General features: G+C 32.3%; 17 protein-coding genes, 1 tRNA gene and 2 other annotated features. All 18 genes read left to right on the top strand.

Going from position 1 to position 16,616, the window contains the following annotated elements; translation table 11 throughout:
- Positions 1–40 precede the first annotated feature (40 nt).
- The 18 genes from gltX (at position 41) to rpoB (ending at position 16,598) form a co-directional block, all read left to right on the top strand.
- Positions 41–1,525 carry a glutamate--tRNA ligase gene (gene gltX / locus CLPU_RS10630; protein WP_050355644.1) on the top strand — a complete coding sequence of 495 codons (1,485 nt, stop codon included), beginning with the start codon at positions 41–43 and terminating at the stop codon, positions 1,523–1,525.
- A gap of 17 nt (positions 1,526–1,542) precedes the next feature.
- Positions 1,543–1,758, top strand: a binding site (T-box leader).
- 77 nt (positions 1,759–1,835) lie between these two features.
- Positions 1,836–2,513 carry a serine O-acetyltransferase gene (gene cysE / locus CLPU_RS10635; RefSeq protein ID WP_050355645.1) on the top strand — a complete coding sequence of 226 codons (678 nt, stop codon included), beginning with the start codon at positions 1,836–1,838 and terminating at the stop codon, positions 2,511–2,513.
- The gene (gene cysS, locus CLPU_RS10640) at positions 2,513–3,910 is read left to right on the top strand and encodes a cysteine--tRNA ligase (protein WP_050355646.1); all 1,398 of its coding nucleotides are present in this window, start codon (positions 2,513–2,515) and stop codon (positions 3,908–3,910) included. The genes cysE and cysS overlap by 1 nt, the downstream gene beginning before the upstream one ends.
- A gap of 8 nt (positions 3,911–3,918) precedes the next feature.
- Positions 3,919–4,341, top strand: a complete 423-nt coding sequence (locus CLPU_RS10645) for a Mini-ribonuclease 3 (protein ID WP_050355647.1) — start codon at positions 3,919–3,921, stop codon at positions 4,339–4,341.
- 18 nt (positions 4,342–4,359) lie between these two features.
- The gene (thyX, locus tag CLPU_RS10650) at positions 4,360–5,133 is read left to right on the top strand and encodes an FAD-dependent thymidylate synthase (protein ID WP_050355648.1); all 774 of its coding nucleotides are present in this window, start codon (positions 4,360–4,362) and stop codon (positions 5,131–5,133) included.
- A 47-nt stretch (positions 5,134–5,180) separates the two neighbouring features.
- Positions 5,181–5,924 carry a 23S rRNA (guanosine(2251)-2'-O)-methyltransferase RlmB gene (rlmB, locus tag CLPU_RS10655; protein WP_050355649.1) on the top strand — a complete coding sequence of 248 codons (744 nt, stop codon included), beginning with the start codon at positions 5,181–5,183 and terminating at the stop codon, positions 5,922–5,924.
- 4 nt (positions 5,925–5,928) lie between these two features.
- Positions 5,929–6,450 (top strand): NYN domain-containing protein, encoded by a 522-nt coding sequence (locus CLPU_RS10660; RefSeq protein WP_050355650.1) that lies wholly within the window; start codon positions 5,929–5,931, stop codon positions 6,448–6,450.
- Positions 6,451–6,537: 87 nt separating this feature from the next.
- Complete coding sequence (gene sigH / locus CLPU_RS10665; protein ID WP_050355651.1) at positions 6,538–7,185, top strand: RNA polymerase sporulation sigma factor SigH; 648 nt, start codon at positions 6,538–6,540, stop codon at positions 7,183–7,185.
- Positions 7,186–7,268: 83 nt separating this feature from the next.
- Positions 7,269–7,344, top strand: a tRNA-Thr gene (locus tag CLPU_RS10670).
- Between the two features lie 124 nt (positions 7,345–7,468).
- A complete protein-coding gene (gene tuf, locus CLPU_RS10675; RefSeq protein WP_050355652.1) occupies positions 7,469–8,662 on the top strand; it encodes an elongation factor Tu in 1,194 nt (397 codons plus the stop codon).
- 320 nt (positions 8,663–8,982) lie between these two features.
- Positions 8,983–9,132, top strand: coding sequence for a 50S ribosomal protein L33 (gene rpmG / locus CLPU_RS10680; RefSeq protein WP_050355653.1), 150 nt, complete (start codon positions 8,983–8,985; stop codon positions 9,130–9,132).
- Between the two features lie 35 nt (positions 9,133–9,167).
- Positions 9,168–9,380 carry a preprotein translocase subunit SecE gene (secE, locus tag CLPU_RS10685; RefSeq protein WP_050355654.1) on the top strand — a complete coding sequence of 71 codons (213 nt, stop codon included), beginning with the start codon at positions 9,168–9,170 and terminating at the stop codon, positions 9,378–9,380.
- A 40-nt stretch (positions 9,381–9,420) separates the two neighbouring features.
- Positions 9,421–9,951, top strand: a complete 531-nt coding sequence (nusG, locus tag CLPU_RS10690) for a transcription termination/antitermination protein NusG (protein ID WP_050355655.1) — start codon at positions 9,421–9,423, stop codon at positions 9,949–9,951.
- Between the two features lie 96 nt (positions 9,952–10,047).
- Complete coding sequence (gene rplK / locus CLPU_RS10695) at positions 10,048–10,473, top strand: 50S ribosomal protein L11 (RefSeq protein ID WP_050355656.1); 426 nt, start codon at positions 10,048–10,050, stop codon at positions 10,471–10,473.
- A 60-nt stretch (positions 10,474–10,533) separates the two neighbouring features.
- Positions 10,534–11,232, top strand: coding sequence for a 50S ribosomal protein L1 (gene rplA, locus CLPU_RS10700; RefSeq protein ID WP_050355657.1), 699 nt, complete (start codon positions 10,534–10,536; stop codon positions 11,230–11,232).
- Positions 11,233–11,281: 49 nt separating this feature from the next.
- Positions 11,282–11,421, top strand: a sequence feature (ribosomal protein L10 leader region).
- Positions 11,422–11,463: 42 nt separating this feature from the next.
- Positions 11,464–11,985: a 50S ribosomal protein L10 gene (gene rplJ, locus CLPU_RS10705; protein ID WP_050355658.1), complete on the top strand. Its 522-nt coding sequence runs from the start codon at positions 11,464–11,466 to the stop codon at positions 11,983–11,985.
- A 79-nt stretch (positions 11,986–12,064) separates the two neighbouring features.
- Entirely contained in the window at positions 12,065–12,451 is a 387-nt protein-coding gene (gene rplL, locus CLPU_RS10710) for a 50S ribosomal protein L7/L12 (RefSeq protein WP_050355659.1), read from the top strand.
- Positions 12,452–12,845: 394 nt separating this feature from the next.
- The gene (gene rpoB, locus CLPU_RS10715; protein WP_050355660.1) at positions 12,846–16,598 is read left to right on the top strand and encodes a DNA-directed RNA polymerase subunit beta; all 3,753 of its coding nucleotides are present in this window, start codon (positions 12,846–12,848) and stop codon (positions 16,596–16,598) included.
- Positions 16,599–16,616 lie beyond the last annotated feature (18 nt).

Genomic DNA, 16,616 nt, shown 5'->3' on the forward strand with positions numbered 1-16,616 from the left:
AATGATTAAAAAGTAAACGAAGCTATTCAGGAGGTATAAAATGTCAGAGGTTAGAGTAAGATTTGCACCTAGTCCTACAGGGTATTTACACATAGGTGGATTAAGAACAGCCCTTTATGATTATTTATTTGCTAAAAATAAAGGTGGAAAATATATATTAAGAATAGAAGATACAGATAGAACAAGATATGTAGATGACTCTATAGAAAATCTTATAAAGTCTTTAGAATGGTCTGGAGTAGTTCATGATGAAGGAGTATTTATAGAAAATGGAGAGATCGTGCAAAAAGGTGAATACGGTCCATATATTCAATCAGAAAGATTAGATATATACAAAAAATATATTGATGATCTAATAGAAAAGGGACATGCATATTATTGTTTCTGTAATAAAGAAAGACTAGATAAAATTAGAGAAGAACAAAAAGAAAAAGGATTAATGCTCGGATATGATGGGTATTGTAGAAATATAAGTATAGAAGAAGCTAAAAAAAGAATAGAAGCTGGAGAAGAATATGTAGTAAGATTAAGGCTTCCAGAGAATAGAGACATAGTATTTAATGACTTAATAAGAGGCGAAATAAGTATAAATACTAGTGATTTAGATGATCAAGTACTTTTGAAATCTGATGGATTTCCTACTTATCATTTAGCAGTAGTTGTAGATGATCATCTTATGAAAATAACACATGTAGTAAGAGGAGAAGAATGGCTTCCATCAGCACCAAAACATGCTTATTTGTTCGAAGCTTTTGGATGGGAAGCGCCAGAATTTGTTCATCTTCCAACTGTACTTAATAAAGAGAAGAAGAAGTTAAGTAAAAGACATGGAGATGTTGCAGTAGAAGACTTTAGAGCAAAAGGATATCTTCCGGAAGGATTAATAAACTACTTGGCATTAGTAGGATGGAGTCCAGAAAATAATCAAGAGTTTTTTACTATGGAAGAGCTTGAAAAGGAATTTTCTTTTGATAGAGTATCTAAAACAGGTGGAGTATTTGATAAAGATAAGTTAGATTGGGTAAATGGACACTATATCAGAGAAAGTGATATCGAAATATTAACTGAACTAGCTATACCACATTTAATTCAGGCTGGATATATTACAGAGAATGATGTTGAAAATAGATATGAATGGATCAAAACTTTAGTTTCAATTGTACAGGAAAGATTGTCTTATGTAGGAGAAATATCGGAGAAAGTTAAATTCATATTTAACAATGAAGTTGATTTTGAAATAAAAGAAGCAAGAGAAGTATTAGATGGAGAACAAGTACCTAGTTTGTTAGACGCATTTAAAGAAGAATTAGAGTTGGTAGATGAAGTTGATGAAGAATTTACTAACGGAATTATGAAAAAGATTCAAAAGAAAACAGGAGTTAAAGGTAAGAATCTATTTATGCCTATAAGAGTTGCACTTACAGGACAGCAACATGGACCAGAAATGGATAAAATAATATTAGTTTTAGGTAAAGCAAACATACTGGAACGAATAGACTATATAAAGAATATAATAATAAAATAAGTATTACAACTTTATAATAAAAGGTTATGATAAAGCAAAGTAGGCTTATTAAACTTACAGAGATGGATTCTAATAGCTGAGAGGAATCTTAAGTCAATAATAAGTTGAAGTGCGCTTTTGAACCTCTACCTGAAACTTTAGTAGGGATGGACGTTGGCTACGTTATAGCTTTAAGAGAAGGGTAAGATTTTACTCAATCAGAGTGGAACCACGATATAAAAGTCGTCTCTGTAATTTTCAGGGATGACTTTTATTTTTTATTTTTTGGGTGAATAAGGTATAGTAGTTTGGTTTGGGGAGGTACTGTTTTATGTTTAAGAATTTAAGAGAAGATATTAACGCAATTAAGTCTAGAGATCCTGCCGTAAGAACCAGTATAGAAGCGTTGTTATGCTATCCAGGATTACATGCTATAACTATACACAGATTGGCACACTGGTTATACAATAAAAGATTTTTTTTAATAGCAAGGATATTATCAAATATATCTAGATTTTTTACAGGAATAGAAATACATCCAGGTGCCAAACTAGGAAAAGGGGTATTTATAGATCATGGTACAGGTGTAGTAATTGGAGAGACAGCAGAGGTTGGGGAAAATGTTACTATCTATCAAGGTGTTACTTTAGGTGGAACAGGTAAGGATACAGGTAAAAGACATCCTACTATAGGAAAAAATGTGGTTGTTAGCAGTGGTGCTAAAGTTCTAGGTCCATTTAAAGTTGGAGATAATTCTAAAATAGGAGCAGGTGCTGTTGTACTAAAAGAAGTTCCACCTAATTGCACAGTAGTTGGTGTACCTGGGAGAATAGTAATTAAAGATAACAAGAAAGTTGAACCAGAAAAGAAAGAAATGTGTATAAAAGATAAAATAGATTTAGACCAAGTAGGATTACCAGATCCAGTAGCTCAAGAGATCGATACGCTTAAGAAGAAGATTAAAGACCTTGAGACATATATTGAACAAATGCAAAGGAGAGATAAATAATGAAGCTATATAATACATTAACTAGAACAAAAGAGGAATTTACATCTATTGATCCTAATAAAGTCACAATGTATGTTTGTGGGCCTACAGTATATAATTATATTCATGTTGGTAATGCTAGGCCACTAATAGTTTTTGATGTTTTAAGAAGATATTTTAAGTACAAAGGATATAATGTAGACTTTTTATTAAACTTTACTGACATAGATGATAAGTTAATTAAAAAAGCAAATGAAGAGGGTAGTACAGTAAAAGAATTAGCTGATAGATATATAAAAGAGTTTTTAATAGATTCTAAATCGTTACTTATAGAAGAAGATGAAATAAAACATCCAAAAGCCACAGAACATATAGATGATATAATTAAGTTTGTAGAAGGGCTTATTGAAAAAGGATATGCTTATGAATCTAATGGAGATGTATATTTTGACATAACTAAGTTGAATGATTATGGAAAGTTATCTAAGAAAAATATAGAGGATTTAGTATCGGGAGCTAGAGTTGAAATAAGTGAAATAAAAAACAACCCTATGGATTTTGCTCTATGGAAAAATGCCAAACCAGGGGAGCCTGCATGGGAAAGTCCTTGGGGAAAAGGAAGACCAGGATGGCATATAGAATGTTCAACTATGGCTAGAAAATACTTGGGAGATACTATAGATATACATGCAGGTGGAGAAGACTTAAAGTTTCCTCACCATGAGAATGAAATAGCTCAAAGTGAAAGTTTGACTGGAAAGTCATTTGCTAACTACTGGCTTCATAATGCTATGATTAATGTTGAAAATCAGAAAATGTCTAAATCGAAAAATAACTTTTTTACAGTTAGAGAAATAGGAAATGAATATGATTTAGAGGTATTGAGATTTTTTATGCTTTCAGCACATTATAGAAAGCCTTTAAACTTTGGAAAAGAAGCTATGAGTCAAGCTAAAAATGGATTAGATAGATTATATATTGGTAAGAAGAATCTAGAAGACTTGATAGAAGATAGTGAAGAAAGAGAATTAACAGATATTGATAAGAAAATAAAATTAGATATAGAAAAATATAAAGAAAAATTTATACAGAGCATGGATGATGATATGAATACAGCAGATGCTATATCTACATTATTTGAAATAGTAAGATATTCTAATAGTAATTTAAGTAAAGAAAACTCAAAATCTATACTTACTTTAGTGTATAATATATTTAATGAGTTAAGTGATATACTAGGACTTCTTTCAAAAAAAGAAGAACTTTTAGAAGATGAAATTATAGAATTAATTGAAAAAAGAAATGAAGCTCGTAAAAATAAGGATTACAAGTTAGCAGATGAAATTAGAGATGAATTGAAAGTGAAAAATATAATACTAGAAGACACACCAGACGGTGTGAAATGGAGGAGAGTATAGCTTAAATAATGGAAGATAATATACTAGATAGATTAACAGCTTTAAATAAGAAATGGACTTTAAGAGATGCTAAAATGTTGTCACCTTTGCAGCTAGCTTATATAGGAGACTCTGTATATGAAGTTTTAGTTAGAACGTATCTAATAAATACTAAAGATATATCAGTACATGAGCTTCATAAAGAAGCTATAAAATTTGTAAAGGCCAAGGCTCAAGCAGATATAGTATTTTCTCTTGAGGATAAACTAACAGAAGAAGAAAAAACTATTGTAAAAAGAGGTAGGAATGCCAAATCAGGGACTATCCCTAAAAATGCTAGTTTACATGATTATAAGTATGCTACAGGATTTGAAGCCTTGATTGGATTCCTATATCTTTTAGAAAGAAATGATAGGATAATGGAACTATTCAAGTATATTATAGAAGAATAGTTTTAAGGGGGAATAAACTTGTCATCAAAACTTAAGGTGAACTTACTAAGATATACAGAAGATGGAGAAAAGCTTATAGCTTCATCAGCTAAGCTTTGCTACTCTGCAGTTGGAGTGGACAAGATAGAAGAAAAGCTGGATGATGAGAAAGTTGAAAGCTTTATAAAAATGCTTATGTCTGTAGGACATCAATCTCCTATAGAACATATATCTTTTACATTTGCTATAGAAGGAATAAGCAGGACTCTTACACATCAGTTAGTAAGACATAGAATAGGTTCTTCTTATTCTCAACAGTCTCAAAGATATGTAAAATTAGATCAGTTTGAATATATTATCCCTCCTTCTATTGAAAATGTAAAAGAAGCTAAAGAGCTTTTTATAAAAGCTATGGAAGAAGATCAAAAATATTATGATAAAATATCAGATATTTTATTTAAAAAGCATTATGAAAGATTAATAAATCAAGGATATAAAGAAGAGAAAGCACGTAAAGAAGCAGAGAAGATGAGCATAGAAGATGCAAGATACATATTTCCTAATGCTTGTGAAACTAAAATAATAGTTACAATGAATGCTAGAGCTTTATTTAATTTCTTTGAACATAGATGCTGTGAAAGGGCTCAATGGGAAATAAGATCACTTGCAACTGAGATGCTTAGACAAGTAAGACATGTTGCTCCTACTTTATTCCAATATGCCGGACCACCATGTGTACAAGGTCCTTGTACAGAGGGGAAAATGACTTGTGGAAAAATAAAGGAAGTAAGGGAAAAATTTAAATCACTTTAGCTTAAGTCACATATATGTGAGATGTAAGCAAAAATAGAGGTGAAATCATGGAAAATTTAGAAAACTATATAGAAGGTCGTAATCCTGTTATAGAAGCATTAAAGTCTGAAAGAAGCATAGAAAAAATATTAATATCTAAAAGTGCTAATAAGGGATCTATTAATAAGATAATAGGAATGGCAAAAGATAAAAGAATAGTTATTCAGTATGTTGAGAAGTCAAAATTAGATTCTTTATCAGATACAAACTCTCATCAAGGTGTTATAGCAATAGTATCTCCTTATTCATATAAAACTGTAGATGATATTTTAGAGTTTGCTGAGAGTAAGAATGAAGATCCATTTATTATAATTCTTGATGAAATAGAAGACCCACATAACTTAGGTGCCATAATTCGTACAGCAGAATGTGCTGGAGCACATGGAGTTATAATACCAAAAAGAAGATCAGCAGGAATTACACCTACTGTAATAAAAACATCAGCAGGAGCAGTTGAGTATATACCAGTAGCAAAAGTATCAAATATTAGCTCTGTTATAGAAGAGTTAAAAATTAAAGGCATATGGATATATGGGGCTCATATGGAAGGTGAATACTATTACGAAAAAGACTTGAAAGGCCCTATCGGGCTAGTTATAGGTAGTGAAGGAAAAGGAATAGGAAGACTGGTAAAAGAAAAGTGTGATTTTCTAATAAAAATACCTATGGCTGGAAAAGTATCATCTTTAAATGCTTCTGTCGCTACATCTATAGTGGCATATGAGGTTGTAAGACAGAGGAGACTAGATTAATGATATGAAGGGTATGCATAAAGAATATCTGTTTGTAGATGGATATAATATAATAAACGCTTGGGAAGACTTAAGAGAGTTAAGTAATATAAGCTTAGAGTCAGCTAGAAATGAGCTTGTTGAAATTATGGCAGAGTATCAAAGTTATACTGGTATTAAAGTAACTATAGTGTTTGATGCACACTTGGTAAAAGGAAGTAGTGAAAAAAAAGAAAAAATAAAGGGTGTAGAAATTATATACACAAAGGAAAAAGAAACTGCTGATCACTATATAGAAAAAATACTAGACTCTATCGGTAGAACTAAAAAAGTACGGGTTGCTACATCTGATTGGGTAGAACAACAGATAGTAATGGGTAGAGGTGGAACGAGAGTATCAGCAAGAGAATTAAAATTAGAAATAGGCCAGCATAAGGAAGCTATAAGAAGAAAAAATATCAAGCTAAATGAATCTAATGATCTAATTATAGGAAGGCTAGATAAAGAGACTTTAGAGAAGCTTGAAAAATGGGGAAAGAATAGCTAAATTACTTGACTGATAGAAGTTCATTAATATATAATATGAATTATAAGTTCAAGGGGGACTTTAACTAATTACTGGAGGGGATGTTTTGTGGCCTTAAGCGTACAAAAGGAAACATTAATAGAAACTTATGAAGAATTAAAAGATGAAGTAATTGTTGAAGATGCTAAAAATGGTAATTCTATGGCCTTAGAGTATCTTATCAAGAAGTATAAGAACTTTGTAAGGGCCAAGGCGAGATCTTATTTTTTAATTGGGGCAGATAAAGAAGATATAATTCAAGAAGGGATGATAGGATTATATAAAGCTATCCGCGACTATAATCAAGACAAGCTTACTTCTTTTAGAGCGTTTGCAGAACTTTGCATAACACGACAAATCATAACAGCTATAAAAACAGCTACACGACAGAAACATATACCGCTTAATTCATATGTTTCACTGAATAAACCTATATATGATGAGGAATCAGATAGAACTCTACTTGATGTCTTAACTGGAGTTAAGATTACTGACCCAGAAGAATTAATAATAAGTAGAGAAGAACTAAGAAATATTGAAAGTAAAATTGGGGAAATATTAAGTGACTTAGAATGGGAAGTATTGATTTCATACCTACAAGGTAAATCATATCAAGAGATAGCAGTAGACTTAAAAAGACATGTGAAATCTATTGATAATGCGCTTCAAAGAGTTAAACGAAAACTAGAGAGATACTTGGAAGTAAGAGATTTATAAAAATGTATATAAAGTAAAATTACAGTAACTTTTTGCAGTTGACATTAAACTATGCAAGTAGTAAAATATCTAGGTGGCGAAATGCCCACGTAGCTCAGTAGGTGGAGCACTTGCATGGTAAGCAAGAGGTCACCGGTTCAAGTCCGGTCGTGGGCTCCATATTAAATACATAAATGGAACGCCTAAACTTAAATACTTTGAATTTTGATAAAAATGACTGTTGAGATAGTCATTATTATGTTTTATAAATTGTAAGAGCCTATAAGTGTAAGGAGGAGTAAAAATGGGAAAAGCAAAATTTGAAAGAAATAAGCCACACGTAAACATAGGAACAATAGGACACGTTGACCACGGTAAAACAACATTAACAGCAGCAATCACAATCGTATTAAACAAAAGATTTGGAACAGGAGAAGGAGTAGCATACGATAATATAGATAAAGCTCCAGAAGAAAGAGAAAGAGGAATAACAATATCAACATCACACGTTGAATATGAAACAGATGCTAGACACTATGCACACGTAGACTGTCCAGGCCATGCTGACTACGTAAAGAACATGATTACAGGAGCAGCACAAATGGACGGAGCTATCTTAGTATGTTCAGCAGCAGATGGTCCAATGCCACAAACAAGAGAGCATATATTACTATCAAAACAAGTAGGAGTACCTAAAATAGTAGTATTCTTAAACAAAGCAGACATGGTAAACGACGAAGAACTAATCGAACTAGTAGAAATGGAAGTAAGAGAATTATTAAGCGAATATGAATTCGATGGAGATAACACACCAATCGTAGTAGGATCAGCATTAAAAGCAGTAGAAGATCCAGACGGAGAATGGGGAGACAAAATCGTAGAATTAATGAAAGTAGTAGACGAAACAATCCCAACACCAGAAAGAGATACAGACAAAACATTCTTAATGCCAGTAGAAGACGTATTCTCAATTACAGGTAGAGGAACAGTTGCAACAGGAAGAGTAGAAAGAGGAGTATTAAAAGTACAAGATAACTTAGAAATCATAGGATTAACAGAAGAATCAAGAACAGTAGTATGTACAGGAATTGAAATGTTCAGAAAGTTATTAGACGAAGCGCAAGCAGGAGATAACATAGGAGCATTATTAAGAGGTGTGCAAAGAGACGAGATCGAAAGAGGTCAAGTATTAGCAAAACCAGGAACAATAACACCACATACAAAATTTAAGTCAGAAGTATACGTATTAGGAAAAGAAGAAGGTGGAAGACATACACCATTCTTTGATGGATACAGACCACAATTCTACTTCAGAACAACAGACGTAACAGGATCAATCAAATTAAATGAAGGCGTAGAAATGGTAATGCCAGGAGATAACGCAACATTCACAATAGAATTAATAACACCAATTGCGATGGAAGAAGGATTAAGATTCGCTATTCGTGAAGGTGGTAGAACAGTAGGAGCTGGAGTAGTTACTGAGATCTTAGGATAATTTTATGATTTATCTATATAGATGAATAGACTAGGTCTTTTGACCTAGTCTTTTTAAAAGCATTATTTGATTAAAAGTCAAGGATTATGTTAAAACTATACTATTAGTATAGGTAAAAAAGCTACTTTTTAACTTAAATTTGGTAGTGATGAAATAGGTCTTATGGAGTATTGATTGCATGCCTATATATGTAGTTTTTTATTGACATATAAAATGATTTATGATAATTTATATAAAGTGGTATAGTCATCTTTGGGTTAATCTGCCCTGATGCAGTTACTTATATATAGAAGTGGTCTAATATGTAGGAGGTGTTCACAGTGAGAAATAAAGTTACATTAGCATGTACAGAGTGTAAGCAAAGAAACTACGACACTATGAAAAATAAAAAAAATGATCCAGATAGAATAGAAATGAAAAAATACTGTAAATTCTGTCGTACTCATACACTCCATAAAGAAACTAAGTAATATATTAAATTCGTGTAAAAGGGATGTGAAGTGGGATGTCGGCTCAAACTAACACAGAAAAAGGAATGAACAAGAGAGCTGGATTTTTTAAGGGAGTAAAAGCAGAATTAAAAAAAGTAACTTGGCCAACGAAAAAAGAACTAATTAATGATACAATAATTGTATTAGTAATGTGTACAATAGTATCTTTAATAGTGTGGCTCATAGATACAGGATTACATCGTTTATTGTCATTGATATTAAGATAATATGATGAAGGAGGTAGAGACCTTTAAAGGTCTTGAAAATATGACAGATAGGTCAGAAAAAGGTAATTGGTATGTAGTTCATACTTATTCAGGTCATGAGAATAAGGTTAAGGCTAATATCGAGAAACTAGTTGAAAATAGAGGTATGCAAGACGTTGTTTTTAGTGTAAAGGTGCCGACTGAAGAATACACTGAAAGTAAAAACGGAAAGAAAAAGACAAAAGAGAGAAAGATGTTTCCAGGATATGTCTTAGTTAAAATGATAATGACAGATGAATCCTGGTACCTAGTAAGGAATACTAGAGGCGTTACAGGATTTGTTGGACCAGGATCAAAGCCTGTTCCATTAAGTGATGATGAAATCAAGACATTAGGGGTACAAGATATTCTACCTCGAATAGACATAAATGAAGGCGAATTCGTTAAAGTAAAATCTGGACCTTTTGAAAATCTAGAAGGTTCTGTTCAAAATATAGATAATGAAAGAAGAAAACTCAAAGTTTTCGTTTCTATGTTTGGAAGAGAAACTCTTGTAGAATTAGATTTTGAACAAGTAGAGAAGATATACTAAATAATAGCTAAAAAGCTAAACAAGCTTTATTATAAATAGATATTTTAATTGTGGGCTGTTAAAGTACCACTAAATATACGAGGAGGTGTGAGGAAAATGGCAAAAAAAGTTATAGCTGTTGTTAAACTACAAATTCCAGCTGGTAAAGCTACTCCAGCGCCACCAGTAGGTACAGCATTAGGACCTCATGGTGTAAATATAATGCAGTTTACAAAAGAGTTTAATGCTAAAACTGCAGATCAAGCTGGTATGATCATTCCAGTTGTGCTCACTGTTTATCAAGATAGATCATTCTCATTCATAACTAAGACTCCTCCAGTTGCAGTACTACTTAAAAAAGCAGTAGGAATTGAATCTGGATCAGGAGTACCAAATAAAACTAAAGTTGCTACAATCTCAAAAGATAAAGTAAAAGAGATTGCAGAAATAAAAATGCCAGACTTAAATGCAGGAAGCATTGAAGCTGCTATAAGCATGATTACTGGAACAGCAAGAAGTATGGGTATTGTTGTAGAAGAGTAATTATTTGCTAAATAGTGGGAGGTAAATATAACCGTTATTACCACCAAGGAGGTTTGTAAAATGGCTAAAAGAGGTAAAAATTATCAAGAAAGTTCAAAATTAATTAACAAAGATAATTTATATGATGTAAATGAAGCTATAGAGCTAGTTCAACAAACAGCAAAAGCTAAATTTGATGAAACTATAGAATTATCAATTAAACTTGGTGTTGATCCAAGACATGCAGATCAACAAGTTAGAGGAGCAGTTGTTTTACCACATGGTACAGGAAAAACTAGAAAAGTTCTTGTATTTGCTAAAGGTGAAAAAGCTACAGAAGCTACAAATGCCGGAGCAGATTATGTAGGAGCAGAAGAATTAGTAGCTAAAATTCAAGGTGAAAACTGGTTTGATTTTGATGTAGTAGTTGCAACTCCAGACATGATGGGGGTTGTAGGTAGATTAGGTAGAGTATTAGGACCTAAAGGCTTAATGCCAAACCCAAAATCAGGAACAGTTACTTTTGAAGTTGAAAAAGCAATTAATGATATTAAAGCAGGTAAAGTTGAATATAGAGTAGACAAAACAAGTATAGTTCACGTTCCAGTTGGAAAAGCTTCTTTTGGAACAGAAAAATTAAAAGAAAACTTTGATGCGTTATTAGAAGCTATCATAAAAGCTAAGCCAGCGGCAGCTAAAGGAAAATATTTAAAAAGCGTTGTAATTTCAAGTACAATGGGCCCTGGAATTAAAATAAATGCACAAAAATTAATGGATTAATAAAAAGTATATTGACAATAGATAAGCATAGATGATATAATTCATTCTGTTATTAAGTGAATAAAATCCGTAGACAGTAGGTACTCATTATGAGTTTAAAGTGGCCTACCGAGGAATGGATATAGATTTATAAATTCGAAATCTGAGGTCTTTCCATGTCTACGGGGAAAGACCTTTTATATTTTAGGTAAGTTTAGGATAGAGTTTTCGGCATAAGGAGGTGAAACCTACATGAGCTCATCATTAGAATTAAAAAAACAGGTTGTTGACGAAATTAAAGAAAAGATCACTGGATCTCAATCTGTTGTACTTGTTGACTATAGAGGATTAAGTGTTGAAGAAATAACTGATCTTAGAAAGAAATATAGAGAAGCTGGTGTAGATTATAAAGTTTATAAAAATACATTAATGAGACTTGCGTTTAAAGATGCTGGATTAGAAGACTTTAATCAATATCTTACAGGTCCAAATGCTGTAGCTTTTAGTAATGATCCAGTTGCTCCAGCTAAAATTACAAGTGAGTTTTCTAAAGATCATAAAGACTTAGAAATTAAAGCTGGTATAGTTGATGGTAAGTTAATTGATTTAGATGAAATCAAAGAACTTGCAGAGTTACCTTCAAGAGAAGTACTTGTTGCCAAAGCTCTTGGTGGCTTAAATGCTCCAATTACAGGATTTGTTAACGTACTTCAAGGTAATATTAGAAATCTTGTATATGCTTTAAATGCTATTAAAGATAAGCAAGAAGCTTAATGATAGAAAGCTATAATAAAAACTATCAAATATTAAAATGAAATTAAAAATTAAGTGAATATAATGGAGGGAATTTACCATGGCAAGCGAAAAAGTATTAAGTTTAATAGAAGAGGTTAAAAATCTTACTGTATTAGAATTATCAGAATTAGTTAAAGCATTAGAAGAAGAATTTGGAGTAAGCGCTGCGGCTCCTGTAGCAGTAGCAGCAGCAGGTGGAGCAGCACCAGCAGCAGGTGGAGCAGCTGAAGAAAAAACTGAATTTGATGTAGTTTTAGCTAGCGCTGGTGGAGAAAAAATAAAAGTTATCAAAGTAGTTAGAGAAATAACTGGATTAGGATTAAAAGAAGCTAAAGAATTAGTAGATAATGCTCCAAAAGCATTAAAAGAAGGAGTTTCAAAAGAAGAAGCTGAAGAAATGAAAGCTAAATTATCAGAAGTTGGAGCTACAGTAGAAGTAAAATAATTAGTTTTAAACTTTTTAATAAATAGAAAAAGGCCTCATTTTTATATGAAGCCTTTTTTTATCCGTATATATGGAAAAATTTTAAAAGTGATTATGTAAAAATATAGCAAATATATCATATCAATTGTTCTATTTATTATAAATTATACGATCATAGAACGATATAAAAAAACCCCCATACTTTTGACATATGCTTTAAATTTCCTTACTTGACAACTTTATTTTAGTGTGATAATATTATAAAATGCAAAATAGGCGATTTTGTCAAGTTTTTTTTGAATAAAATAAGATTAATATGGAAACATTATAATAGATACAATAAATGTAAATTTTACCATCAGAGAAATAAGATGGTTTAGTTTTGACTATTAGTTTTGATAAGGGGTGAATTACAATGGTGCATCCTGTTTCAGTAGGCAAACGGGTTCGTATGAGTTATTCTAGGATTGATGAAGTATTGGAATTACCAGACTTAATTGAGGTACAAAAAAGGTCATATGAATGGTTTATTAAAGAAGGACTGAAAGAAGTTTTTGAGGATATTTCTCCTATAAAAGATTATACAGGAAACCTAATTTTAGAGTTTGTAGATTATTCACTTGGTGAAGAATCAAAGTATGATGAAGAAGAATCAAAAGAAAGAGATGTAAATTATGCAGCACCATTAAAAGTAAAAATTAGGTTAATAAATAAAGAGACAGGAGAAGTAAAAGAGCAAGAAGTGTTTATGGGTGATCTGCCTTTAATGACTGATAAAGGTACATTCATAATTAACGGTGCCGAGAGAGTTATAGTAAGCCAACTTGTAAGATCACCTAGTGTTTATTTTTCACAAGAAATAGATAAGATGGGTAAAAGACTATATTCTTCAACTGTTATTCCAAATAGAGGTGCTTGGTTAGAGTACGAAACGGATTCAAATGATATAGTATATGTTAGAGTAGATAGAACAAGAAAATTACCTATTACAATATTACTTAGATCACTAGGATATGGCTCAAATTCATCTATAGTAGAACTTTTAGGCGAAAGTGAACAACTTTTAAAAACATTAGAAAAAGATAGCACTAAAACAGAAGAAGAAGCATTATTAGAGATATATAAAAGACTTAGACCAGGAGAGCCACCTACTATAGATAGTGCAAGAACTTTATTTGAATCGCTCTTCTTTGATCCTAAAAGATATGATTTAGCTAAAGTAGGAAGATATAAATTTAATAAAAAGCTTTCATTATATAACAGAATAATGAATAGAAGATCGGCTGATACGATAATTGATCCAAACACTGGAGAGATACTAGTAGAAAAAGAGGCAAAAATATCTAGAGATAAGGCATTAGAAATTGAGGCTGCTGGAATTAATGAAGTGAGTATTCTAACTGATGACAACAAAGTAGTTAAAGTATTAGGAAATCACTTTGTTGATATTAAAGCTTTTAATTTACCTTTTTCTATAGAAGATTTAGGATTAAAAGAGAAAGTTTATTATCCTGTAATGAAAAAGTTAATAGATGAATATAGCAATCCAGATGACCTTAAAGATGCTATAAAAGAAAATATTAGAGAGCTTTCTCCAAAACATATAACAATCCCTGATATAGTTGCGTCTGTTAACTACGAATTTAATCTATTTTTTGGTGTAGGAATTATAGATGATATAGATCATCTTGGAAATAGAAGACTACGTTCTGTTGGAGAGCTTTTACAGAATCAATTTAGAATAGGTCTATCAAGAATGGAAAGAGTGGTCAGAGAAAGAATGACTATTCAGGATATAGATGTTGTAACTCCACAAACATTAATAAATATTAGACCAGTTACATCATCTATAAAAGAATTTTTTGGTAGTAGCCAGTTATCTCAATTTATGGACCAAACAAACCCGTTAGCTGAATTAACTAATAAAAGAAGAATGTCGGCTTTAGGACCTGGTGGACTTAGTAGAGACAGAGCTGGATTTGAGGTTAGGGACGTTCATCATTCGCATTATGGAAGAATGTGTCCTATAGAAACACCAGAGGGGCCAAATATCGGACTTATTACTTCTTTAACTACTTATGCTAGAATAAATGATTACGGATTTATAGAAGTTCCTTTTAGAAAGGTAGATAAAGAAAATTACAAAGCTACGTATGAAATTGAATATTTAACTGCTGACGTTGAAGATGAGCTGATAGTAGCTCAGTCTAATGAACCTTTAGACGAAGAAGGAAGATTCATAAACAAAAGACTTATTGCAAGGGCTAAAAATGGGGCTATTGATGTTGTTCCAAGAACAGAAATAGACTATATGGACGTATCACCTAAGCAAATAGTTTCTGTTGGTACGGCTATGATACCATTCTTGGAGAATGACGATGCCAATAGAGCGTTGATGGGTGCTAACATGCAACGTCAGGCTGTGCCTTTATTAAAAACAGAAGCACCTATAGTAGGAACTGGTATAGAATATAGAGCTGCTAAAGATTCAGGTGCTGTAGTGGTATCTAAGCATAGTGGTGTTGTTACCAAGGTAACTGCTGATGAGATACTTGTAAAGAGGGACGAGAATGGTCAAGTAGATAAATATAAATTACTTAAATTTAAACGTTCGAACCAAGGTACTTGTGTAAACCAAAGACCTATAGTATCTAAAAACGAAAAGATAGAAAAAGGTCAGGTTATTGCAGATGGGCCTTCAACTGATCAAGGTGAAATAGCTCTTGGAAAGAACTTATTAATAGCATTCATGACTTGGGAAGGGTACAACTATGAAGATGCTATATTAATAAATGAGAGACTTGTAAAAGAAGATGTGCTTACTTCTGTTCACATAGAAGAGTACGAATCTGAAGCAAGGGATACTAAACTTGGACCAGAAGAAATTACTAGAGATATTCCTAATGTAGGGGAAGAATCGTTAAAAGACTTAGATGAAAGAGGTATCATTAGGATTGGAGCAGAAGTAGGAGCTAATGATATATTAGTTGGTAAGGTAACTCCAAAAGGAGAAACTGAGTTAACGGCAGAAGAAAGACTTCTAAGAGCTATATTTGGTGAAAAGGCCAGAGAAGTTAGAGATACTTCATTAAGAGTACCTCATGGTGAAACTGGTATAATAGTTGATGTAAGAGTATTTACTAGAGAAAATGGAGACGAACTTACACCAGGAGTTAACCAATTAGTAAGAGTATATATAGCAACTAAACGTAAAATAAACGTTGGAGATAAAATGTGTGGTCGACATGGTAATAAGGGTGTCGTTTCAAGAATACTTCCTGAAGAAGATATGCCTTTCTTACCAGATGGAACCTCACTAGATATTGTGTTAAATCCACTAGGGGTTCCTTCTCGTATGAACATCGGTCAGGTTCTTGAGGTTCACTTAGGGCTAGCTGCTAAGAAAGCTGGTTGGATGATAGCTACTCCTGTATTTGATGGAGCTAATGAAGATGATATAAAAGATGCACTTAAAGATGTAGGCCTACCAGAGAGTGGTAAGATATGGCTAAGAGATGGAAGAAGCGGAGCAACATTTGATAATCCAGTTACAGTTGGATATATGTATATGCTTAAACTGCATCATCTTGTTGATGATAAAATACATGCTAGATCTACAGGTCCATATTCATTAGTTACTCAACAACCACTAGGCGGTAAAGCTCAGTTTGGTGGTCAAAGATTTGGAGAAATGGAGGTTTGGGCGTTAGAAGCATATGGAGCTGCCCATACTCTTCAAGAAATCTTAACTGTTAAGTCAGATGATGTCGTAGGTCGTGTTAAAACTTATGAGGCTATAGTTAAAGGAGAGAATATTCCAGAACCAGGAATACCTGAATCCTTCAAAGTATTGATAAAAGAGTTACAAAGTTTATCATTAGATGTTAAGGTTCTTACAGAAGAAGATGATGAAATAGAAATCAAAGAATCTGTAGAAGATGAAATAAATGAATTAACTATAGGATTTGAAGCGGAAGAAATGGAAGTACAGTATGATCCTAACGAAGAAGATAATCAAAATGAATCAATTAATAGTGATACAAGTGATACAGAAAATGATGATTATGATGTAGATATTGATAATTTTGATGAAGATAGTATAAACTTCGATGAAGAAGATGTAGTTTTTGAAGAGGATCTATTTGAAGATGACTTTGATGAAGAATAAAAGTATTAACTACATTCA

The organism is Gottschalkia purinilytica, assembly GCF_001190785.1.
GTDB lineage: Bacteria > Bacillota > Clostridia > Tissierellales > Gottschalkiaceae > Gottschalkia_A > Gottschalkia_A purinilytica.

Excerpts from the sequence above, each read along its gene's own strand:
- gltX (WP_050355644.1), top strand. The coding sequence starts at position 41 with ATGTCAGAGGTTAGAGTAAGATTTGCACCTAGTCCTACAGGGTATTTA.
- cysE (WP_050355645.1), top strand. The coding sequence starts at position 1,836 with ATGTTTAAGAATTTAAGAGAAGATATTAACGCAATTAAGTCTAGAGAT.
- cysS (WP_050355646.1), top strand. The coding sequence starts at position 2,513 with ATGAAGCTATATAATACATTAACTAGAACAAAAGAGGAATTTACATCT.
- CLPU_RS10645 (WP_050355647.1), top strand. The coding sequence starts at position 3,919 with ATGGAAGATAATATACTAGATAGATTAACAGCTTTAAATAAGAAATGG.
- rlmB (WP_050355649.1), top strand. The coding sequence starts at position 5,181 with ATGGAAAATTTAGAAAACTATATAGAAGGTCGTAATCCTGTTATAGAA.
- CLPU_RS10660 (WP_050355650.1), top strand. The coding sequence starts at position 5,929 with ATGAAGGGTATGCATAAAGAATATCTGTTTGTAGATGGATATAATATA.
- tuf (WP_050355652.1), top strand. The coding sequence starts at position 7,469 with ATGGGAAAAGCAAAATTTGAAAGAAATAAGCCACACGTAAACATAGGA.
- secE (WP_050355654.1), top strand. The coding sequence starts at position 9,168 with ATGTCGGCTCAAACTAACACAGAAAAAGGAATGAACAAGAGAGCTGGA.
- nusG (WP_050355655.1), top strand. The coding sequence starts at position 9,421 with ATGACAGATAGGTCAGAAAAAGGTAATTGGTATGTAGTTCATACTTAT.
- rplK (WP_050355656.1), top strand. The coding sequence starts at position 10,048 with ATGGCAAAAAAAGTTATAGCTGTTGTTAAACTACAAATTCCAGCTGGT.
- rplA (WP_050355657.1), top strand. The coding sequence starts at position 10,534 with ATGGCTAAAAGAGGTAAAAATTATCAAGAAAGTTCAAAATTAATTAAC.
- rplJ (WP_050355658.1), top strand. The coding sequence starts at position 11,464 with ATGAGCTCATCATTAGAATTAAAAAAACAGGTTGTTGACGAAATTAAA.
- rplL (WP_050355659.1), top strand. The coding sequence starts at position 12,065 with ATGGCAAGCGAAAAAGTATTAAGTTTAATAGAAGAGGTTAAAAATCTT.
- rpoB (WP_050355660.1), top strand. The coding sequence starts at position 12,846 with ATGGTGCATCCTGTTTCAGTAGGCAAACGGGTTCGTATGAGTTATTCT.